A 22,414-nucleotide genomic window follows, 5' to 3' on the forward strand; every position below is an offset into this window, starting at 1 on the left:
AATGTTTATAAGAACCCGTATCTAGCTTAGCTAAATACGGGTTTTTTTATGTGTATTGGTTTGATTACGACAGGTCTCCTTTTATTGCATCGTTAGATAGCATAAAATGCCTCGTTCATTAGCACAGTAGGTAAAACGGTAATTATGCGAGTAGCACTTGGAGTTGAATACAACGGCGCACGTTATAGTGGTTGGCAGCGTCAATCACATGTAAATAGCGTACAGCAAGAAGTAGAAAAAGCGTTGTCGCGTATTTGTAATCATCCTGTTGAAGTTATATGTGCAGGGCGTACAGATGCTGGTGTGCACGGTACAGGCCAAGTAATACACTTTGAAACGCAAGCCGATCGCGATATGGTCGCATTTACACTAGGTATGAATACTTTAATGCCTAAAGATATTGCTATTCGCTTTGCCCAACCGGTTGCTGATGACTTTCATGCCCGTTTTAGTGCTACAGCTCGTCGTTATCGCTATGTTATTTATAACTCCCCCCTACGAGGTGCGGTATTAAACGAGGGGGTTACGCATTTTCATCATCATCTTGATGAAACAAAGATGCAAGAGGCGTGTCAGTACTTAATAGGTAAACACGATTTCACCTCTTTTAGAGCGATACATTGCCAAGCGAATACACCGACAAGAACAATTCATCATCTGTCGGTACAGCGCCAAGGTACTTACGTTATTATTGATATTAAAGCGAATGCATTTTTACATCACATGGTACGTAATATCACAGGCAGCTTAATGGATGTTGGTTTACATAAACAACAACCTATATGGATAAAAGAGCTACTTGATTGTAAAGAACGCGCAAAGGCCAGTGCTACCGCTAAGGCTGCTGGTTTGTATTTAGTGGATGTTGACTACCCTGAGCAATTTAATATTCCTCAAACACCTTTAGGCCCTTTATTTTTGCCTGATATAGATGTGGTATAAGTACTTTTTATGAGCACTTTTAACTACTAAGACCAGTTTTTTATACCGCGTTAGTGTAATTCATGTTTTAATTGAAAAAATTTGTCTGCTAATTGCTATTAGCAGGCTCGCGACACAGAACAGTATTAAGAGAGTTGCAAATGAGTTGGCTAGAAAAAATCTTACCTAAAACGACAAAATCATCAGGTCGTAAAGAAATCCCAGAAGGTGTTTGGGCTAAGTGTACATCGTGTGATTCAATTTTATATAAAGCTGAATTAGAAAAGTCATTAAACGTATGTCCTAAGTGTGACCATCACATGCGTGTTAGTGGCCGTAAGCGCCTAGAGCACTTTTTAGATGAAGGTGATCGTCAAGAGCTTGGTACACAACATGAGCCTAAAGACATTCTTAAGTTTAAAGATTCTAAAAAGTACTCTGACCGTATCAGTGCAGCCCAAAAAGCAAGTGGTGAAAAAGATGCACTTGTCGCTATGAAAGGCCGATTAAAAGGTATTCCAGTGGCAGCGGTAGCATTTGAGTTCTCATTTATGGGTGGTTCAATGGCTTCTGTTGTTGGCGCTCGCTTTGTTGATGCTGTTGATCAATGTTTAGAGCATAACATGCCGCTTATTTGTTTTTCTGCATCAGGCGGAGCACGTATGCAAGAAGCGCTTATGTCGCTTATGCAAATGGCTAAAACAAGTGCTGCACTTGCAAAAATGACGGAAAAAGGTCTTCCATTTATTTCAGTAATGACCGACCCGACAATGGGTGGTGTATCTGCATCACTTGCTATGCTGGGTGATATTAACGTTGCTGAACCTAAAGCGTTAATTGGTTTTGCAGGTCCTCGTGTTATTGAGCAGACTGTTCGCGAAACATTACCTGAAGGTTTTCAGCGTAGTGAATTTTTGCTAGAACATGGTGCAATTGACATGATTATTGACCGCCGTGAAATGCGCGATACCCTTGCACGCATTTTAGCTAAATTTATGAACTTGCCTTCTACGGAACAAGAGCATAGAGTAGCGTAAATTTCAGCTTTACTGATTACACGCTATGACAAAAACAATTCCTAGCCAATCATCAAGCCTTGATGATTGGCTTTTTTATTTAGAAAGTGTTCACCCAGCTAACATTGCAATGGGTTTAGAACGAGTTGCTAATGTTGCCAACAATATTGGCCTTTTAAACACTCCAAGTAAAATTATTCTTATTGCCGGTACAAACGGTAAGGGCACCACTGCACGTTGCTTAGAGTCGCTATTACTAGCGCAAGGTTTTAGCGTGGGCACTTACGCATCTCCTCATTTAATTCGTTATAACGAGCGTGTACGAGTTAATGGCGAAGAACTGGCAGACCAACTCCATATAGATTCTTTTCACCAGCTTGAGCAAGGCCGTAAAGACACTCCTCTGACTTATTTTGAATATGGTACTTTGGGTGCGTTGGCAATTTTTAAACGCTGTAAGGTCGATTATGTATTACTAGAGGTTGGTCTAGGCGGGCGCTTTGATGCTACAAATATAGTAACTCCCTTTGCAAGCGTGATCACCACTATCGATTTAGATCATAAAGAGTACCTAGGTGATACACGAGAGTTAGTGGCTTATGATAAAGCCGGTATTTTTCGTGAAAATACGCCTGCTATTATAGGGGATTTAAATATTCCTCACACAATGACTGATTACGGCAAAGAAATTAATGCCAATATGACGTTGTCGGGCAGTGACTTTATTTTCAAAGAGAATACTGAGAGCTTTAATTGGCAATATAAAGAACATAATCTTGTAATAGATAAGCCAGCAATACCGTGTCAAAATGCAGCAACGGCGTTAACTGCGCTAAGCGTTTTAAACTTATTACCAAGTGAGCAAGTCATACGAAGTTGCCTCGCTAATTTAGTTGTAGAAGGGCGGTTTCAGCAGTTAAGCGCTGAGCCTTTAGTCTTTACCGATGTAGCACATAACCCTGAGTCGGCGCGTTATTTAGCCAATAAGTTATCAAGCTATAAAGATAAAGGCTTTAAAATTCATGCATTAGCCGCTATGCTTGCTGATAAAGATAAAGTGGGTGTACTTAAAGAAGTAAGTCACTTGGTCGATGAGTGGTCATTAGCGAGCTTAAGTGGTCCGCGAGGCGACACTGCAAGTAATTTACAAAATGCGCTGCAGGGTATATCTCATCATAATACTATCAATAGCTATGATAGTGTGGCACAGGCACTGAGTGTAATTTTACCAAAACAACAAAGTGATACTATGTTGATTGTATTTGGTTCATTTTTTACAGTGGCCGGCGCTATTAATTACTTTAAAAAATAGAGAGGATGTCGGTGAACTCAAGTTTTATTAATCGCTTAGTCGGAACAAGTATAGTAGTGATCGCAGCAATTGTGTTTATCCCTAATATACTCGATGGCGAAAAAGTGCATTATAAAGAAGGCTTTAAAGCGATACCTGATCGCCCTGAGTTCAAAACAATCGATCTTCAAGAGTCAATTGATGAAAACATGGCTAATGCTGAGCCACTAAAACAAGATGAAATTGAAGATATTCAAGCTGACGATGAAGCTTTTGAGCAGCAAAACGCTATGGATGAGAGTGACTACGCTGTAGAGAATAAAGTTGTTGAAGCGACTATTGAACCCAAAGCTACACCGAGCACTAAGGCACCGGTTCAAGCTAAACCAAAACCTATTGCGCCTCGTAAAAGTGATGAAAACCTAACAAGTATGGCTTACGTTATTCAATTAGGTAGTTTTTCACATGTTGCAAATGTAAAAGCATTACAGGCTAAATTAAAAGTTGAAGGGTTTAAAACGTTTACTAAACCGATTAAAACCCCAAATGGGACGTTAACCAAGGTATTTGTTGGTCCTTCGCTTGATAAAAATGAATTACAAAAGCAGCTTCCCCAGCTGAAAGAGCTTACTAAATTAAATGGTAAAGTTACGCAATACGAAGTAACAAAATAATTAAAAAAAGGCTTGTATCACAAGCCTTTTTTTATTTATTTATATTTGTTTTTATCATTATCTTTATCTCACAATACCCATTCTATAATGTTAATTTTTTGTATTGACTACAACCCAGTAATCTCCCGTTTAAACTTGCATACTAACGATGTTTGGGTATAGAATGCGCCCCAAATTAGCGACTAATTGGTTCTTATGATCTGGGTTGATTACGCCATTATTGGCATCATTGCATTGTCTACCATCATCGGTTTAATACGCGGCTTTGTAAAAGAAGCAATGTCATTAGCGGTATGGGCTGGCGCCTTTATCATCTCTAGCTTATTTTACCAATATTTAGCTTCCTTCCTAACAACCATTTCTGAACCCCTTTTAAGAAATGCTGCGGCCATAGCCATATTATTCTTTGCGACGCTACTGTTAGGCGGTTTACTAAACTACATTTTAGGTGAACTTGTACATCGTACTGGTTTATCGGGTACCGACCGTGTCTTTGGCATAGTGTTTGGTGCTCTACGAGGCGTGTTGGTCGTGAGCGCGTTACTCTTCTTTCTTGATGCTTTTACTGGTGCACCCAATACGCACTGGTGGGGCAATTCTATTTTGATTCCAGAATTTGGCTTTGTTGTTGAATGGTTCTTTTCGTACCTAGAAAACAACTCGAGCTTTTTAAATTCAGTAAACCGTTAATCGGCGAGGATAAATTACATGTGTGGTATCGTTGGAATAGTCGGAACATCCCCTGTGAATCAGGCGATTTATGATGGCTTAACTGTTTTGCAGCACCGTGGTCAAGATGCCGCGGGTATCATTACCATTGAGAATAATACGTTTAGCTTGCGCAAAGCAAATGGCCTTGTGAAAGATGCCTTTCACACACGTCATATGAAACGACTACAAGGTACAATTGGTCTTGGCCATGTGCGCTATCCTACAGCAGGATCTTCAAGCTCATCTGAAGCACAGCCTTTTTATGTTAACTCACCGTTTGGTATAGCACTTGCCCATAATGGCAACCTTACTAATGCAGAAGCTTTAAAAGAGCAGTTATTCTCAGAAGCACGTCGTCACGTTAATACAACATCAGATTCTGAAATTTTACTTAATATCATGGCACATGAATTAAGCAAATCTGATAAGTTGCATTTAGACCCTGAAGATATTTTTACTGCGGTAACCGAAGTAAACAATAAAGTAAGCGGTGGTTATGCAACTATTGCTATGATTATCGGCCACGGCATTGTTGCTTTTCGCGACCCTAATGGTATTCGCCCACTTGTATTTGGTAAACGCGAAACCGAAAAAGGTACTGAGTACATGTTTGCCTCAGAAAGCGTTGCGTTGAAACCGGACGGTTTTGAGTTTGTACGTGATGTAGCCCCTGGTGAAGCTATATATGTTACAGAAGAAGGTGAATTCCATTCACTTAGTTGTGCTGATAAGGCATCTTACTCGCCGTGTATTTTTGAATTTGTTTATTTTGCTCGACCTGATTCAACAATAGACCGTATGTCTGTGTACGCAACACGCGTAAACATGGGGACTAAACTAGGCGAAAAAATTGCACGTGAATGGGCTGATAAAGACATTGATGTAGTTATCCCAATCCCAGAAACTTCATGTGATGTAGCACTGGAAATCGCACGTGTACTTGATTTACCGTATCGCCAAGGTTTTGTTAAAAACCGTTATATTGGTCGTACATTTATCATGCCTGGCCAAGAGATGCGTAAAAAATCAGTGCGTCAAAAGCTAAACGCAATTGATCGCGAGTTTAAAGGTAAAAACGTATTATTAGTTGATGACTCAATTGTTCGTGGTACAACATCAGCACAAATTGTTGAAATGGCCCGAGAGTCTGGCGCTAAAAACGTTTACTTTGCATCAGCGGCACCTGAAATACGCTTCCCTAATGTGTACGGTATTGATATGCCTTCAGCCGCTGAGCTTATTGCTCACGGACGTGAAGTAGAAGATATTAATGCAAGTATTGGTTCTGACGGTTTAATCTTTCAATCGTTAAAAGATTTAATTGCTGCGGTTAGCCAAGAAAACCCTGAAATTACTAAGTTTGAAACTTCAGTATTTGATGGCCAATATATTACTGGCGATATTGATCAAAACTATTTAAACCGTATTGATAAGCTACGTAACGATTCAGCAAAAAGCACCCGCGAAAGTGCAATGTCTTCAGGTTTAGAAATACACAACCAAGACGAAAACGAAGCTGATTAATGGTTATTAGTAAAAATCATTAAATATAAAAAAAGGAGCTAATTAGCTCCTTTTTTGCGAAGGAAAGAAAGGGAACATTTCTATCAAACACGACTCTTTTTTTAGGTGAAATTTATTAAGTAAACATTGGGCTAACAATCCCATTTGTCCAAAGCATAGCTGTTACAGCTAAAATAATAACCAGTAATATTAATCCACACGTTACTACCGAGCTGGCGTAAATAAAGCCACGCTCTTCTGGGATATGCATAAGTATTGGTACGCCGGTGTAGAGTAAATAAACCGAGTAAGCCAGTGCAATAATTCCAATACACACTACAAACCAAAGTACAGGCCAAAAAGCGGCGAGTGCCGACATAAACACTGGTGTTGCAGTATATGCTGCAAGTTCAAGTGTTTGTGTAAATGTAGGTTTAGAGCCAAATGTAACCGCCATCCAATGGGCTAAATACGCCAATGCAAAAACACCCGCTATTAAAGCAAAATACATTGCACCTGCAATTAGCAGTGCACTATCGTGCGTTAAAAATACGGGATTGCCTGCACCTATGCTCCATCCTAAATAAACAGATGAGTAGTAGCCCATTATTGAAGGAAATAAAGCAATCAGTAAAATATGCGACAAACTATAGGTTAAACTTTCATGGCGATTATCTATTGTTTGCCATTCTTCAAGTGGGTGAGCATAAATGCCCCAGAGGTGATTTAGTATCATAGTACTTACTCCATAAAAGGAACGTATTATTGTTTTGGTTGATTTATTTTTATACAGTCTATGTACAGTTATGGTTCACTTATTTTGCAAAGTCAAGTTAACTCGTTATTAACATTTAGACGCAGATAAGGGCTTTGATTTATCCCAAGCAAAATTTCGTGTTAAAATAACGGTCTATCAAATTTATTTAGTAATGAGCAGTCAACGTGCCACATAGCCAACTTTTAGAGCCGATTAATAACTTTTTATTGTGTACCACCCCAGAGCAATGGGTGGAGCAAGCAATTAAAAAAGAAAACTTATCAGTCATTTTAATAGATCACTTAATTTGTGAATTAAAAGCAGCTCAAAGTGCGATGTTTTTAATACGTAAATACGCGGTAGATAAAGAGGGTAGTGATGCATTACTCGAGTGGCTAAAGCCATTTGAAACGCTTATTTACAAACGAGAAGGGAATTGGCGCGATCTGGCTGCTAAAAATAAGCTCACTAAATCAATAATTCCTAAATCGAGTTCTCCATACGGGCAAGGTCTAATCGATAAAATGGTTTTGCTGATAAAAGAAGAGCTGCATCACTTTTATCAAGTGCTCGAAATTATGGACGAGTACGGTGTTGAGTATCAAAGTATTACACCATGTCGTTACGCAAAAGGTATGCTTCGTCATGTTAAAACGTTCGAGCCCGATGCATTAGTCGATAAGCTAATAGTAGGCGCTTATATTGAGGCGCGTTCGTGTGAGCGTTTTGCAAAGCTTGCACCGCATGTTGACAAACGTTTAGGTGATTTTTATATTTCGTTGCTACGTTCAGAAGCGCGTCATTACCAAGATTATTTAACTCTAGCGCAAGAAATTGCTGATTTTGATATTACCGATCGCGTAAACTTTTTTGGTGAAAAAGAAAAAGAGTTAATTTCGACAACCGATACTGATTTTAAATTTCACAGCGGTGTTCCCACTGTTTAAATACCCTCATTTTCTTTTAAAAAATTAATATATTCTGCTATTTTCTGATTGTTGAAATTATGTTTTTTCATAATTTTAGCAATGCGTCCATTTTTAGTTATTATATCAATTCCTCTATTAAATTTTTGTAAGTATTCTTTGGCTCTATAATTTGATTTAGAGACAACTAAATATAGTTTATGAGAAGCAAGATCTGGCGATAAGTACTCAATACTATTATCATCTGAATCTTCGGTTTTAGTGTGTTCAAGCCAATAATTTCCAACCTCTTTAGTACCCGCGACTAAATCAATACGCCCTTGTTGTAGTAAATATAAGCTTGTAGGAAGGCTTTTAGTGGACGTTATTGCCAGCTCCCTATTTCTAGCAAACTCTTGGCTTACAAAGGCATTGTCTTCTGTGCCAATACTATAAGGTGTTAATGATTGAACTGTACCATCGAAACTAATAACACTCTCTTTTCGTTTGAAAACTCCTGAGTGAGCAACTGCAAGTGGACGAGAGTAGTAAAAAACTTCATTTCTTTTTAATGAATAAAAAGCACCTAAAATAGCGGTTTTTCTGTTTTTTTCTAATAGCTTTAAAGCGCGATCCCATGTCGTGAATTCTGGTTCGCTATTAATACCTTGCGTTTTAAGCGCTGATTCGGCTATTTCATATAGCCAGCCATTACTAGGTAGGTTTTCGCTAAAATAGGGAGGGTAGTTTTCTGTAACAATTTGCCATGTTTGCTTGCTAAATACTTGTGTAGGAATGGCAATTACTACGATGAAAATTAACAGCTTAATCATTCAACCTCTCACTATTATTCATATATATAGATAAATAATAGTCAGAATTTTAAATTATGCGAAAGGCGTGCTAATTAATTCTTGTGATTGAGGGGTAACGACTAAATAAGAGCCTTGGGTATACCAGTCACCTAGCACTGTGCGAGTAAGTGTTTGTTCATTAACTTTATACGTATGAACATTAGGGCGGTGAGTATGACCATGAATCATATTCGTAACGTTATGTTTGGCAAAGGTGGCAAGTACAGCCTCATCGACAACGTCTAAAATTTCGATAGGTTTATCAGCTTGGCTTAACTTACTTTTTTCGCGGGCATTACGCGCTATTTTTTTACGATACCAAAGCGGCATTGCAAGCATCAATTTTGGCCACCACCAACCACGGCTCTTTTTACGAAAGTTTTGATACTCAGTATCTTGAGTGCACATTTCGTCGCCATGTAAAATAACGGTAGGCGTACCATATAAGTCAATGACTGTTTGCTCATCAAGTAATGTCATTGCGGCCATGTCGGCATATTGCTTACGCATAATGAAATCACGATTGCCATGTATAAAATAAACAGGTGTGCCACCATCATTAACGGCGGTTAAATGTTTTGCTACATCGGCACTCAGTGCAGTAATGTAGTCATCTCCAACCCATACTTCAAAAAAATCACCTAAAATATAAAGTGCATCTACATCTTTATTTAGTATATGTGTATTTAAAAAATCAAAAAATGCAGCGCTAATGTCGGGGCGGTTTTCACTTAGATGTAAATCTGCAATAAAGTAAGTTTGACGAGTCATAGGTCAGTCTATTTTAGTTTTAAAAAAACGGGCATATACTTATAGTATACACCCGCTTACATACTCACATAACATGAGTAAACGTTACTAGTTAACAGTAACGCTTTCGATGATCACATCTTCAAGAGGTACGTCTTGGTGAAAACCAGTACTACCCGTTGCTACATCTTTAATTTTATTTACAATGTCCATGCCTTCAACTACTTCAGCAAAAACACAGTAACCCCAGCCTTGCGACGTTTCGCTGCTGTGGTTTAAAAAATCGTTGTTGTTAACGTTAATGAAAAATTGCGCTGTAGCTGAATGAGGATCAGGCGTACGTGCCATTGCTAAAGTGCCTATTTTATTAGATAGACCATTGTTAGCTTCATTCTGAATTGGATCATTTACGTCTTTTTGTTCCATACCTGGAACAAAACCACCGCCTTGAACCATAAAACCATCGATTACACGATGAAATATAGTGCCGTTGAAAAAATCAGCATTTGCATACTCTAAAAAATTTTTAACTGTGTTTGGAGCTTCTTTCTCAAACATTTTAATGGTGATGTCACCAAAATTAGTGTGTAGAACAACCATGTGTTTTCCTATATCCGGTTTAAATATTGGCGCTATTTTATCGTAGTTGACTAAGATTAACAAAGTAGATGTTTGGTTTGTTATAAAGCGCTAGAGCAGGGGCTTTTCAAGTGGTAACATAGTTATTCAAGTTAATAGTTAAGGACTCAAAGTAAATGGTAAATATATACAACACACTCACGCGACAAAAAGAGCAATTTAAACCTATGGTCGAAGGAAAAATCGACATGTATGTGTGTGGTATCACCATTTATGATTACTGCCATATTGGACACGCTCGTACTTTTGTAGGTTTTGACGTAATTGTGCGCTACTTACGCCATATTGGTTACGATTTAAAATATGTACGTAACATTACAGATATCGACGATAAAATAATTAAACGTGCGAACGAAAATGGTGAGTCAATAAACGACTTAACTGTGCGCATGACTAAAGCGATGCATGAAGATTTTGATAGCCTAAATATGCTACGCCCAGATATTGAGCCAACAGTTACAAGCCATATGGATGAAATTATCGTTATGGTTAAGCGCTTGATTGAAAAAGGCCATGCCTATGTTGCAGCCGACGGCGATGTTTTGTTTGATGTATCAACGTTTGAGCAATACGGTGCACTTTCTCAGCAAGATTTAACTATGCTGCAATCAGGTTCTCGCGTTGAAGTGGCGCAAGATAAAGACGATCCACTTGATTTTGTGTTATGGAAAAAAGCAAAAGCAGGTGAACCATCATGGTCATCACCGTGGGGTGAAGGGCGACCGGGTTGGCATATCGAATGTTCGGCAATGAGCTCAAAGCATCTAGGTGAACATTTTGATATTCACGGTGGGGGGTCTGATTTACAGTTTCCACATCATGAAAACGAAATTGCCCAATCGTGCTGTGCAAACAACGGCAAGTATGTAAATACATGGATACATACTGGCATGGTTCAAGTAAACAAAGAAAAAATGTCTAAGTCGTTAGATAACTTTTTTACTGTACGTGAAGTTTTAAAAGCATACGATCCTGAATCTGTTCGTTACTTTTTAATTTCAGGTCATTACCGCAGCCAACTTAATTATTCACAAGAAAATTTAGACCAAGCGCGTTCATCACTTGAACGTATTTATACAGCGCTTCGTGATGTAGAACCTGTAGAGTGTGATTTAGAAGGCAATGAGTTTGTTGCTAAATTTAGAAAAGCAATGAATGACGACTTTAATACACCAGAAGCACTACCTGTGTTGTTCGAACTTGCTAAAGAGTTAAACCGCGTGAAAGACACTGATGCAGGTCAAGCTGGCAAATTAGCGTTTATACTGCGCAACCTTGGTGAAGTGCTAGGGGTTGCTCAACAAGCACCGGAGGCTTTTTTACAAGGCGGACAAGATGACGACGAAGTTGCGACAATTGAAGCATTAATTGTAAAACGTAATGAAGCACGTGCGAGTAAAAACTGGGCTGCTGCTGATGAAGCACGTGATGCGCTTAATGCGTTAGGTGTAATACTTGAAGATTCAGCCGGTAAAACAACGTGGCGTAAAGCATAAGCGTTTAAAATAATACACGTTAAACTAAAAAAGGGTTGCCAAATGGCAACCCTTTTTAATTTTTTAACAGCTTAGCTGTGATATTTCTCACACGCTTCAAGTGTGTTTTCAATTAAGCTAGCGACCGTCATCGGGCCAACGCCACCTGGTACAGGTGTAATAAAATGCGCTTTTTGTTCAGCCACACTGTATTGAACATCACCAACTAATTTACCCGTATCTAAACGGTTAATACCCACATCGATAACGATAGCGCCTTCTTTTATCCAATCTCCAGGTATAAATTCAGGTTTACCTACAGCCACAACTAATAAGTCAGCGCGGCGAACATGAGTTTCTAAGTCTTGAGTAAACTTATGGCACACTGTGGTAGTACAACCGGCTAATAAAAGCTCTAGCGACATAGGACGACCAACAATGTTTGATGCGCCAACGACAACTGCATGCATCCCTTTATAACGTACACCCGTTGAATCAAGTAATGTAATTATACCTTTTGGCGTACATGGACGAAGCGCAGGCATACGCTGTGCTAATCGACCAATGTTATATGGATGAAATCCATCAACATCTTTATGTGGGGTAATGCGTTCTAAAATCTTTTCAGCATCAAGACCTTTTGGCAGTGGTAACTGCACTAAAATTCCATCAACTTCGGCATCATTATTTAGCTCGTCAATTAAATCTAAAAGAGTTTGCTCTTGTGTGTCTGCTGGTAAATCAAATGATTTAGAGATAAAGCCTACTTCTTCACAGGCTTTACGCTTTGAACCAACATAAACTTGGCTTGCAGGATCAAGTCCTACAAGTACTACTGCAAGTCCTGGTGCACGTAAACCATTTGCTACACGTTCACTTACGCGTTCTGCTACAGCGCTACGTACTTGTTTTGCGATTGCCTTACCATCAATGATGTTTGCCGTCATGGGTGACCTTTAATTGGGGTTAATTAACTAGATACCGATACTCTAAAAACGAATGCATAATAAAATAGGGGTAAAAATGCTAATAAAGAAAACATACTCTTTATTTAACTCGTTTTATAATGTGCCTACTATTTTCGCAGAAAAGCATAGCAGCGCCAAGTTGCTTTTAATGTATATAACATTTGAGTTATTAAATAGTTTAAATTTCAGCCTACTATTGTAATATTTAACCATTGTGCACTAAAAATGAGCACTTGATTGGTTTTATTAAAAAAACGTTTGACCTAACCCCGTCAAATCACTATTATGCACCCCGTTGTCAACGAGGTCACTCGCTAACAATAATAAGTTTCGGCGATTAGCGCAGTTTGGTAGCGCACTTGGTTTGGGTCCAAGGGGTCGCAGGTTCAAATCCTGCATCGCCGACCATTTTTATAATTTATTATAATCGAATAGCTTATTGGTAAACTATGAAGTTTTCGATGCGCCCATAGCTCAGCTGGATAGAGCAACGCCCTTCTAAGGCGTGGGTCGAAGGTTCGAATCCTTCTGGGTGCACCATTTGAAAACATGTAAATATAGCGGTGATTGTAGCTCAGTTGGTAGAGCCCCGGATTGTGATTCCGGTTGTCGTGGGTTCGAGCCCCATCAGTCACCCCATTTACAACGAATATCGGCGATTAGCGCAGTTTGGTAGCGCACTTGGTTTGGGTCCAAGGGGTCGCAGGTTCAAATCCTGCATCGCCGACCATTTTCTTAAAATGGTCTTAAACTCTCAGTTTAAGTGTTCAGTATGAAAAAAGAAGTTAACTCTTCAATGTCGGCGATTAGCGCAGTTTGGTAGCGCACTTGGTTTGGGTCCAAGGGGTCGCAGGTTCAAATCCTGCATCGCCGACCATTTTCTTATCTAATAAGAATAATAAGTAAATTCCTCTAAGTTATAAATCTAAATCTGTTAGCCTATAATTCTATTAAATAATTTCTACTTTAATCCATTCAATGCCTAGTTAGCCTGTTTTTTATTCAGTTAGTCTCTATAGTCCCTTATCTAGTCCAAATAATTGCCCCCTATACTCGACTATCATAAATATTAGGTTATAATGCCGCGTCTATTGTTTAACATAGTGCCCGAAGGGCAAAGCAGCAATGGTATCTCATGGTAGCGACGGATGCTTTTAAGTGTGAAAAACCGCTTAAACTTTATCAAGACTCATGCAGATCACTTTGTTTGTAAAGGAAGGCGAACAGTCGCCAAAATTGAATATTGAGGTAAATCATGCAAGTTTCTGTTGAGACGACCCAAGGCCTTGAGCGCCGTATAACTATCACCGTTCCTTCAGAGAACGTTGAGACCGAAGTAAAAAAACGCCTACAACAACTGTCAAAAACACAGCGTATAGATGGTTTCCGTGCTGGTAAAGTTCCAGTATCTGTAATTAACAAGCGTTTTGGCCCTGCAGTTCGTCAAGAAGTTGCTGGCGAAGTAATGCAACGTAATTACATTGAAGCAATCGTTTCTGAAAAAATCAATCCAGCTGGCGCGCCTACATTCGCACCTAAATCACTTGAAGCAGGTAAAGATTTAGAATTCTCAGCAACGTTTGAAGTTTACCCTGAAGTTGAAGTTCAAGGTTTAGATAAAATTACTGTTGAGAAACCAGCGGTAACAGTGACTGACGAAGATTTAGCTAACATGCTAGAAACACTTCGTAAGCAACACGCGGCGTGGGCTGATGTTGATGCAGCTGCTGGCGAAAACGACCGTGTAACAGTTGATTTCGTAGGTACTATCGACGGTGAAGTATTTGAAGGCGGCAAAGCTGAAGACTTCCCATTAGAACTTGGCCAAGGTCGTATGATCCCAGGTTTTGAAGATAACATCGTAGGTAAAAAAGCAGGCGAAGAAGTAGTTGCTGATGTAACTTTCCCTGATGATTACCACGCTGAAAACTTAAAAGGTAAAGCGGCTCAATTCACTATCACAGTGAAAAAAGTTGAAGCGCAAGAATTACCAGAATTAAGCGAAGAGTTTGCAACTAAATTCGGTGTTACCGAAGGCGGCGTAGACGCGCTTAAAGAAGAAGTTAAAAAGAACATGACACGTGAGCTAGACCAAGCGGTTAAAGCAAGCGTTAAAGACCAAGCAATCAAAGGTCTTTTAGCTAACAACGAAATCGAAGTGCCTAAAGCACTTGTTGATCAAGAAGTTGATGCTCTACGTCAGCAAGCAGCTCAACGTTTTGGCGGCGACGCTCAAAACATGCCAGAGCTTCCAGCTGAATTGTTCCACGAGCAAGCTGTAACACGTGTTAAAACTGGCCTTTTATTAGGTGAAGTGATTAAAGCTAACGAGATTAAAGTTGATGACGCTAAAGTTGAAGCATTAATCGCAACGGTAGCTTCTGCATACGAAGATCCAACTGAAGTAGTAGAATACTACAAAGGTAATGATCAACTTATGCAGCAAATGCGTAATGTAGCAATGGAAGAGCAAGCTGTTGAAGCTATTTTAGCTAAAGCAGTTGTTACTGATGTTGAAAAAGCATTTGATGACATCATGAATCCACAGCAAGGTGCTTAATAAGTCATTGACTTAAGCTCTCGCTAACGATTAAATGGCTCGTGCTACTCTGTTTATACAGCGTGCCCGGGCCATTTTAGTTTTTGGCTCTAAATTTGCGAAAAACGATAACTATGCTTCCTTATAATAAGGATAAGTATAAGCGCATAAGGAATTAAATAAGTATGAATACTGGTATTACAGATCCCCTAAATGCATTGGTCCCAATGGTTGTTGAACAAACACCGAAAGGCGAGCGCTCGTATGATATTTATTCGAGATTATTAAAAGAGCGTATTATCTTTTTAACAGGTCAAGTTGAAGACAACATGGCAAATCTGATTTTAGCGCAAATGCTATTTTTAGAATCAGAAAATCCTGATAAAGATATCTTTTTATACATCAACTCACCAGGTGGTTCAGTAACTGCGGGTATGGCTATTTACGACACAATGAACTTCATCAAACCAGATGTAAGTACAATATGTGTAGGTCAAGCTGCAAGCATGGGTGCTTTTTTACTTACTGCTGGCGCTAAAGGTAAGCGTTTTTGCCTACCAAACTCACGTGTGATGATTCACCAACCATTAGGTGGTTTCCAAGGTCAAGCATCTGACTTTGAAATACATGCTAAAGAAATTCTGTCTATTAAAGATAAGCTTAACCGCTTAATGGCTGAGCATACAGGCCAACCATTAGATATTATCTCTAAAGACACAGATCGTGATAACTTTATGAGTGCCACGCAAGCTGTAGATTACGGCTTGGTAGACTCTGTGTTTACAAATCGCGACAAAAAGTAAGCGCTTGGCGAACAGGATTGCCTGTTTGCCACTTTGAGTTACTATGCGAAAACCAATAAATTTTGGTATAGTTAAAGCGTATTGAAATAGCCGCCAACAGTTTTGGTGGCCAACGTAATAAAATGAGGTAGCTGAATGTCTGACACTCCTACAGACGGCGACAAAAGTAATAAATTGTTATACTGCTCTTTTTGTGGCAAAAGCCAACATGAAGTGCGTAAATTAATTGCAGGCCCTTCAGTATACGTTTGTGATGAATGTGTAGAGTTGTGTAACGATATTATCAGGGAAGAGATCAAAGACATTGCTCCTAAGCATGATACGTCTGACAAACTACCTGTACCAAAAGAAATTCGTAAACACTTAGACGATTATGTTATTGGTCAAGATCATGCTAAAAAAGTATTGTCTGTTGCCGTTTATAACCATTATAAACGCCTACGTAACCAATCGACTAAGCAAGACATTGAATTAAGTAAAAGTAATATTTTGCTTATCGGCCCAACAGGTAGTGGTAAAACATTACTTGCAGAAACATTAGCGCGCCTACTTGATGTGCCGTTTACTATGGCCGATGCCACTACATTAACCGAAGCAGGTTATGTAGGTGAAGATGTTGAAAACATCATTCAAAAGCTTTTACAAAAATGCGATTACGATGTTGAAAAAGCGCAACGTGGCATTGTTTACATTGATGAAATTGACAAAATTTCTCGTAAATCAGATAACCCGTCAATTACACGTGATGTATCGGGTGAGGGCGTTCAACAGGCGCTACTTAAACTGATTGAAGGCACCGTTGCTTCTGTTCCACCGCAAGGTGGTCGTAAACATCCACAACAAGAGTTTTTACAAGTAGATACGTCTAAAATCTTGTTTATTTGTGGTGGTGCATTTTCAGGCCTAGATAAAGTAATTGAGCAACGTAGCCATAAAAATACCGGTATCGGTTTTGGCGTTAGCGTAAAAGAATCTGCGGCGAGTCGTTCTTTAAGTGAAACTTTTAAAGACGTAGAACCAGAAGATTTAGTTAAATACGGCTTAATTCCTGAGTTTATAGGTCGTTTGCCAGTAGTTGCTACGTTAACAGAACTTGACGAAGCTGCTCTTGTGCAAATATTGAGTGAACCTAAAAACGCGATTACTAAACAGTTCTCAGTATTGTTTGGTATGGAAGACGTTGAACTTGAGTTTCGCGATGATGCCTTAGCTGCGATTGCCCACAAAGCAATGGAGCGTAAAACAGGTGCACGTGGTCTTCGTTCAATCGTTGAAGGTGTGTTACTTGATACTATGTACGAACTTCCTTCAATGGATGACGTAAGCAAAGTGGTTATTGATGAAACCGTTATTAAAGGTGAGTCAGACCCAATCTTGATTTATGAAAATAATAAACAAGATAAAGCTGCATCAGAATAGTTTTTAAGCTATTTGAATGAAAAAAGGAGCCTTAGGCTCCTTTTTTTATAATTAATTTAATCGAGTATGGGAAAATTGTTGAACTTTAATTAGGTTATCCCCATATACTTGAGTAATCTTTAAAATAAATGAAGTGCGAAGAGAAACTATAATGACGCTTGAGAGAACCGACCGAGTCGAAATCCCAGTCCTTGCACTGCGCGATGTTGTGGTATACCCGCACATGGTGATCCCGCTTTTTGTTGGCCGTGAAAAATCAATAAAATGCCTAGAAGCGGCAATGGACAAAGACAAACAAATTTTCTTGGTTGCACAAAAAGATGCAACTGTAGATGAACCAGAACAAGATGATATTTATCGTATCGGGACTATTGCCACTGTACTTCAGTTATTAAAATTACCAGACGGTACAGTAAAAGTTTTAGTGGAAGGTACACAGCGCGCGCAAATTGAAGACTTTGTCGATAACGATGACTTTTTTGTTGCTAATGCTCAATTTATTGAATCTGATTTAATCGATGAGCAAGAGCAAGATGTATTTATTCGCAGCGCTATTAGCCAGTTTGAAGGCTATGTAAAGCTAAACAAAAAAATTCCACCTGAAGTACTAACTTCAGTTTCAGGTATTGATGAGCCAGCACGCCTTGCCGATACAATGGCAGCCCATATGCCGCTTAAAGTACCTGAAAAGCAAAAAGTGCTCGAAATTTCAAGCGTTACAGAACGTCTTGAATATTTAATGGCATTAATGGAAGGCGAAATAGACTTACTGCAAGTTGAGAAGAAAATTCGTACCCGCGTTAAAAAGCAGATGGAAAAGTCTCAGCGCGAGTATTACCTCAATGAGCAAATGAAAGCCATTCAAAAAGAGCTGGGTGAGCTTGACGATGTACCTGATGAATTTGAAGCACTTAAAAAACGCATCGAAGAATCGGGTATGCCAGCAGAGGCACAAGACAAAGCGACGACAGAGCTTAATAAGCTTAAGATGATGTCGCCAATGTCTGCAGAAGCGACTGTAGTGCGTTCATACATTGATACATTAATTAATGTGCCATGGAAAAAACGCTCTAAAGTGAAAAAAGACTTAGCGGGCGCGCAAAAAATTCTTGATAGCGATCACCACGGCTTAGATAAAGTAAAAGAACGCATTATTGAGTACCTCGCGGTACAACAGCGTACTAATAAGCTTAAAGGGCCAATTTTATGTTTAGTTGGGCCTCCAGGTGTTGGTAAAACATCACTTGGTCAATCTATTGCACGTTCAACTGGTCGTAAGTATGTTCGTATGGCGCTTGGCGGCGTACGTGATGAAGCTGAGATTCGCGGTCATCGTCGTACATACATTGGTTCGATGCCAGGTAAGCTAATTCAAAACATGACAAAAGTGGGCGTTAAAAACCCATTATTTTTGTTAGATGAAATCGATAAAATGTCATCAGATATGCGTGGCGACCCAGCATCAGCACTATTAGAAGTGCTTGATCCTGAGCAAAACAGCCACTTTGCCGATCATTACCTTGAAGTAGATTACGATTTATCTGATGTCATGTTTGTAGCAACATCAAACAGCTTCAACATTCCTGGCCCATTACTGGACCGTATGGAAGTTATTCGCTTATCGGGTTACACCGAAGATGAAAAGCTAAACATTGCAAAAGAGCACTTAATTACTAAACAAGTAAAACGTAACGGCTTAAAAGAGTCTGAAATAGTTATCGAAGATAGTGCAATTATTGGCATTATCCGTTACTACACACGTGAAGCGGGTGTACGTAACCTAGAGCGCGAAATTTCAAAACTATGCCGTAAAGCAGTTAAAAATATCTTACTTGAAAAAGACACTAAAACAGTGACTATCAATCAAGATAACCTAGAAGACTTTTTAGGTGTGCAACGCTTTGATTATGGTAAAGCTGAAGATGGCGACCGTATTGGTCAAGTTACAGGTTTAGCATGGACAGAAGTTGGCGGTGATTTGCTAACAATCGAATGTGCCGCTGTACCAGGTAAAGGTAAACTTACTTATACCGGTTCACTGGGCGATGTAATGCAAGAGTCGATTCAAGCGGCAATGACGGTAGTACGTAATCGCGCAGATACATTTCGTATTAATAGCGATTTTTACGAAAAACGTGATATTCACGTTCACGTACCTGAGGGCGCAACACCTAAAGATGGTCCTAGTGCGGGCGCAGCAATGGTAACAGGTCTTGTATCTAGCTTAACGGGTAACCCTGTACGAGCAGATGTTGCAATGACCGGTGAAATTACGCTACGTGGTGAAGTACTTCCTATTGGTGGCTTAAAAGAGAAATTATTGGCGGCGCATCGTGGTGGAATTAAAACAGTAATCATTCCAAAAATTAACGAACGTGACTTAAAAGAGATTCCAGAGAACGTGCTGGCAGGTCTTGATATTCACCCAGTTACTTGGATTGACGAGGTGTTAAAGCTTGCTTTAGTGCATCCTGTTGAGAGTTTTTCGGTCGAAACACCTAAAAACCAAGAAAAAAGCTAAAAAAAGTGCTTTTTAGGGCTTTTCAAATCTAAACGGTATGATAAGTTAAGCACTGGTTTTCAAGCCTAGCCCTTATGGGGCGTAGGCTTAAGAAAAATATAATCATGTGAGCATTAAAAGTTTGCTCTACAATTTTCAAAAAAGTGATGTTAGTTTAAAAAACCATCGCTCTTGATAATAACAATGAAAGAGGATGATATTGTGAATAAATCTCAATTAATCGATCAAATCGCAGCTGATGCTGACATTTCTAAAGCGGCTGCAGGTCGTGCACTAGATTCATTCATCGAATCTGTATCTGGCGCGCTAAAAGAAGGCGACTCAGTTGCACTTGTTGGTTTTGGTACTTTCTCAGTACGTGACCGTGCTGCACGTTCAGGCCGTAACCCGCAAACTGGTGAAACAATCCAAATTGCTGCTGCAACTATTCCTGCTTTTAAAGCCGGTAAAGCGCTTAAAGACGCAGTAAACTAATCACTGTTTTAAACACATTAGTTATGGCGAGTGCAAAGTTACTGATTCACCACAACAGATGAATTAAGTAACTTTACCGCCAGTTACTTCAAGTGAAAAAGCGTATCTGGTAAGATACGCTTTTTTTACATGTGACAAGGTAAAATACCTTGATCAAAAAGAGATAAACAAATGCTTGAGAAAATCAGAGAAGGTTCGCAAGGACCTGTAGCCAAAATAATTTTAGGCGCGGTGATTTTATCTTTTGCCTTAGCAGGGATCGGTAGTTACTTAGGTCAAACCACAGAACAACCCGTTGCTGAAGTAAATGGAATTAAAATTAGTCAAACCGATTTTAACCGTGCTTACCAAAATGAACGTAGCCGTTTAGAGCAACAATTTGGTGAATATTTTACACAAATTGCCGCTGATCCAAATTACATGGCGCAAATTCGCCAAGGTGTAGTTGACCGCTTAGTACAACAAGAATTGCAATCACAGCTAGCGGCTGATTTAGGCCTTCGCGTAAGCGACGAAAGTGTACGTAAAACAATTTTAGAACTACCGTACTTTCAAATTGGTGAAAAGTTTAATAACGATCGTTACTTACAAGTAATTCGTCAAATGAACTTTCAACCAGATGCTTTTCGTGAATACTTACGTAAAGATATGACACGTAGTCAGGTAGTATCTGCTGTTGCAGGTACAGACTTTGCCCTAGAGAGTGAGCTTAAAAGCGCAATTGCTCTGCAGCAGCAAACTCGTAGTATTGACTACTTAGTCATTAATAAAGAAGCGCTTGCCGCGGACGTAGAAGTATCAGAGCAAGAAGTGTCTGATTACTATGAGCTAAACGCATCACAATTTTTATCTCCAGAGCTTATTTCAGTAAGTTATATTGAGCTTAAAGCAGCAGATATTAATGTTGAATCGGTAACCGAGGATGACGTTAAAGCGTATTACGAGCAAAACAAAGCGCAGTACATAGAACCTGAAAAACGTCGCGTATCACATATCTTAATTGATAACAGTGAAGACGATGATGCAGCAAAAGAAAAAGCCAATGCACTTCATGCACAACTAGAGCAAGGTGCAGACTTTGCTGAGTTAGCACAATCATCATCTGACGATATCGTTAGTGGCGAAATGGGCGGCGACCTTGAATGGATTGAACGTGACGTAATGGACCCTGCATTTGAAGACGCGACTTTCGCACTGCAAAACAAAGGTGACATTTCTGAGGTTGTTGCTTCTGAGTTTGGTTATCACATAATTAAACTTACAGACATTCAACCACAACAAGTTAAAGCGTATGACGATGTTAAAGCTGACTTACGTGCTGAATTAGAACAAGCCGAAAAAGTAGATGCGTTTTACGAAAAGCAAACAGAAATGGGTGCACTTGCATTTGAAATTTCAGACCGCTTAGACGACGCTGCAGAAGTTGCTGAAGTAGAAGTTAAATCTACACCTCTTTTAGCACTTAATGCTCTACCAGAGCCGTTAAACAGTCCTGCAGTTGTAACAGCACTAACATCAGTTGATTTACTTGAAGATAAAGTAAACTCTGAAGTTATTGAACTGGGTGAAGAGCACGCAATTATTGTTCGTATTAACGAGCATAAACCTGCTGCGACTAAACCACTGGATGAAGTAAGCGAGCAAATTAAAGCGCGTTTAGTTAATGAAAAATCATCTGAGCTTGCTAAAGAAAAAGCGCGTAGCTTATTTGCAGAGGTACAAGCAGGTAAGAGCTTAAACGATGTAGCAAACGAGCAAAGCTTGACGGTTCGTCAAGAAGCGCAGTTAACACGTCAAAGCTACACTGTTTCACCTGCTATTGTGACTCAAGCATTTAAGATGGCTCACCCAGCAGATTCTGCAGTAGTTGAGCTTGTTAATTTAAATAATGGTGATGCAGCAATTGTTGCGCTTAAGTCGGTAACAGATGCACAAGTTGCAGCTAACATTGACCCTCAAGCAAAACAAAGTATTACTATGGCGCAAGCTAATAAAAACTACATGGTATTTATTGAAGCGCTTAAAGCAAATGCTGAGCTTAATTTACCAACGGCTACACAAACTGTTGAATAATTAATTTAGTTCATAAAAAAAGGCGCTTTTTAAAGCTGTCTCTTATACACAAATCCCTGCTAAGAAATTAGCGGGGATTTTTTTGAACTAAATCTCAATGTCATGATCAGATCTTCAAATC

Annotated in this window: 19 protein-coding genes and 5 tRNA genes; 19 read left to right on the forward strand and 5 right to left on the reverse strand. The window is 39.3% G+C overall.

The window, feature by feature from the left end; translation table 11 throughout:
• The first annotated feature begins 144 nt into the window (after positions 1–144).
• The 6 genes from truA (at position 145) to purF (ending at position 6,137) form a co-directional block, all read left to right on the forward strand.
• On the forward strand, positions 145–942 hold the full coding sequence (gene truA, locus GQR52_RS13110; protein ID WP_007584098.1) for a tRNA pseudouridine(38-40) synthase TruA: 798 nt from the start codon (positions 145–147) through the stop codon (positions 940–942).
• Between the two features lie 140 nt (positions 943–1,082).
• Entirely contained in the window at positions 1,083–1,958 is an 876-nt protein-coding gene (gene accD, locus GQR52_RS13115) for an acetyl-CoA carboxylase, carboxyltransferase subunit beta (RefSeq protein WP_007376856.1), read from the forward strand.
• Between the two features lie 25 nt (positions 1,959–1,983).
• Positions 1,984–3,249, forward strand: a complete 1,266-nt coding sequence (folC, locus tag GQR52_RS13120) for a bifunctional tetrahydrofolate synthase/dihydrofolate synthase (protein ID WP_165728735.1) — start codon at positions 1,984–1,986, stop codon at positions 3,247–3,249.
• An 11-nt stretch (positions 3,250–3,260) separates the two neighbouring features.
• Complete coding sequence (locus tag GQR52_RS13125) at positions 3,261–3,902, forward strand: SPOR domain-containing protein (protein WP_165725402.1); 642 nt, start codon at positions 3,261–3,263, stop codon at positions 3,900–3,902.
• Positions 3,903–4,097: 195 nt separating this feature from the next.
• Complete coding sequence (locus GQR52_RS13130) at positions 4,098–4,592, forward strand: CvpA family protein (RefSeq protein WP_007376853.1); 495 nt, start codon at positions 4,098–4,100, stop codon at positions 4,590–4,592.
• 18 nt (positions 4,593–4,610) lie between these two features.
• Positions 4,611–6,137: an amidophosphoribosyltransferase gene (purF, locus tag GQR52_RS13135; protein ID WP_007580920.1), complete on the forward strand. Its 1,527-nt coding sequence runs from the start codon at positions 4,611–4,613 to the stop codon at positions 6,135–6,137.
• A 115-nt stretch (positions 6,138–6,252) separates the two neighbouring features.
• Here purF and GQR52_RS13140 read toward each other — a convergent pair whose 3' ends face one another.
• Positions 6,253–6,852 carry a Yip1 family protein gene (locus tag GQR52_RS13140; RefSeq protein ID WP_007580923.1) on the reverse strand — a complete coding sequence of 200 codons (600 nt, stop codon included), beginning with the start codon at positions 6,850–6,852 and terminating at the stop codon, positions 6,253–6,255.
• Positions 6,853–7,058: 206 nt separating this feature from the next.
• On the opposite strand from GQR52_RS13140, the gene miaE reads away from it, so the two are divergent.
• Positions 7,059–7,820: a tRNA isopentenyl-2-thiomethyl-A-37 hydroxylase MiaE gene (miaE, locus tag GQR52_RS13145; RefSeq protein ID WP_010553847.1), complete on the forward strand. Its 762-nt coding sequence runs from the start codon at positions 7,059–7,061 to the stop codon at positions 7,818–7,820.
• On the opposite strand, the gene GQR52_RS13150 is transcribed toward miaE, so the two are convergent.
• The 3 genes from GQR52_RS13150 to GQR52_RS13160 form a co-directional block, all read right to left on the reverse strand.
• The gene (locus GQR52_RS13150; RefSeq protein WP_165728736.1) at positions 7,817–8,611 is read right to left on the reverse strand and encodes a transporter substrate-binding domain-containing protein; all 795 of its coding nucleotides are present in this window, start codon (positions 8,609–8,611) and stop codon (positions 7,817–7,819) included. The two genes, miaE and GQR52_RS13150, sit on opposite strands and share 4 nt — an antisense overlap.
• Before the next feature lie 54 nt (positions 8,612–8,665).
• Entirely contained in the window at positions 8,666–9,403 is a 738-nt protein-coding gene (locus tag GQR52_RS13155; protein WP_165728737.1) for a UDP-2,3-diacylglucosamine diphosphatase, read from the reverse strand.
• 87 nt (positions 9,404–9,490) lie between these two features.
• The gene (locus GQR52_RS13160; protein WP_165728738.1) at positions 9,491–9,982 is read right to left on the reverse strand and encodes a peptidylprolyl isomerase; all 492 of its coding nucleotides are present in this window, start codon (positions 9,980–9,982) and stop codon (positions 9,491–9,493) included.
• A gap of 155 nt (positions 9,983–10,137) precedes the next feature.
• Here GQR52_RS13160 and cysS point away from each other — a divergent pair, with 155 nt between their 5' ends.
• A complete protein-coding gene (gene cysS, locus GQR52_RS13165; protein WP_165728739.1) occupies positions 10,138–11,517 on the forward strand; it encodes a cysteine--tRNA ligase in 1,380 nt (459 codons plus the stop codon).
• 71 nt (positions 11,518–11,588) lie between these two features.
• Here the strand turns inward: cysS and folD are convergent, their stop codons facing one another.
• Entirely contained in the window at positions 11,589–12,443 is an 855-nt protein-coding gene (folD, locus tag GQR52_RS13170; protein WP_002958348.1) for a bifunctional methylenetetrahydrofolate dehydrogenase/methenyltetrahydrofolate cyclohydrolase FolD, read from the reverse strand.
• A 352-nt stretch (positions 12,444–12,795) separates the two neighbouring features.
• Between folD and GQR52_RS13175 the strand changes: the two genes are divergently transcribed.
• From GQR52_RS13175 to GQR52_RS13225, 11 genes are all read left to right on the forward strand, one after another.
• Positions 12,796–12,872, forward strand: a tRNA-Pro gene (locus tag GQR52_RS13175).
• A gap of 55 nt (positions 12,873–12,927) precedes the next feature.
• Positions 12,928–13,004 (forward strand) — tRNA-Arg (locus GQR52_RS13180).
• 23 nt (positions 13,005–13,027) lie between these two features.
• Positions 13,028–13,103 (forward strand) — tRNA-His (locus tag GQR52_RS13185).
• Positions 13,104–13,117: 14 nt separating this feature from the next.
• Positions 13,118–13,194, forward strand: a tRNA-Pro gene (locus GQR52_RS13190).
• A 70-nt stretch (positions 13,195–13,264) separates the two neighbouring features.
• Positions 13,265–13,341, forward strand: a tRNA-Pro gene (locus tag GQR52_RS13195).
• A gap of 378 nt (positions 13,342–13,719) precedes the next feature.
• Positions 13,720–15,024, forward strand: coding sequence for a trigger factor (tig, locus tag GQR52_RS13200; protein WP_007580935.1), 1,305 nt, complete (start codon positions 13,720–13,722; stop codon positions 15,022–15,024).
• A gap of 164 nt (positions 15,025–15,188) precedes the next feature.
• Positions 15,189–15,806, forward strand: a complete 618-nt coding sequence (clpP, locus tag GQR52_RS13205; protein ID WP_007580937.1) for an ATP-dependent Clp endopeptidase proteolytic subunit ClpP — start codon at positions 15,189–15,191, stop codon at positions 15,804–15,806.
• A gap of 135 nt (positions 15,807–15,941) precedes the next feature.
• Positions 15,942–17,225 carry an ATP-dependent protease ATP-binding subunit ClpX gene (clpX, locus tag GQR52_RS13210; protein WP_002958344.1) on the forward strand — a complete coding sequence of 428 codons (1,284 nt, stop codon included), beginning with the start codon at positions 15,942–15,944 and terminating at the stop codon, positions 17,223–17,225.
• Positions 17,226–17,376: 151 nt separating this feature from the next.
• A complete protein-coding gene (gene lon, locus GQR52_RS13215; RefSeq protein WP_165728740.1) occupies positions 17,377–19,746 on the forward strand; it encodes an endopeptidase La in 2,370 nt (789 codons plus the stop codon).
• Positions 19,747–19,929: 183 nt separating this feature from the next.
• Complete coding sequence (locus GQR52_RS13220) at positions 19,930–20,220, forward strand: HU family DNA-binding protein (protein ID WP_157823336.1); 291 nt, start codon at positions 19,930–19,932, stop codon at positions 20,218–20,220.
• Between the two features lie 171 nt (positions 20,221–20,391).
• Positions 20,392–22,293: a SurA N-terminal domain-containing protein gene (locus GQR52_RS13225; RefSeq protein ID WP_165728741.1), complete on the forward strand. Its 1,902-nt coding sequence runs from the start codon at positions 20,392–20,394 to the stop codon at positions 22,291–22,293.
• The last annotated feature ends 121 nt before the right edge of the window (positions 22,294–22,414 follow it).

It is taken from the genome of Pseudoalteromonas sp. 31A1, from assembly GCF_011378815.1.
In the GTDB taxonomy this organism is placed as follows: Bacteria; Pseudomonadota; Gammaproteobacteria; order Enterobacterales; family Alteromonadaceae; genus Pseudoalteromonas; species Pseudoalteromonas arctica.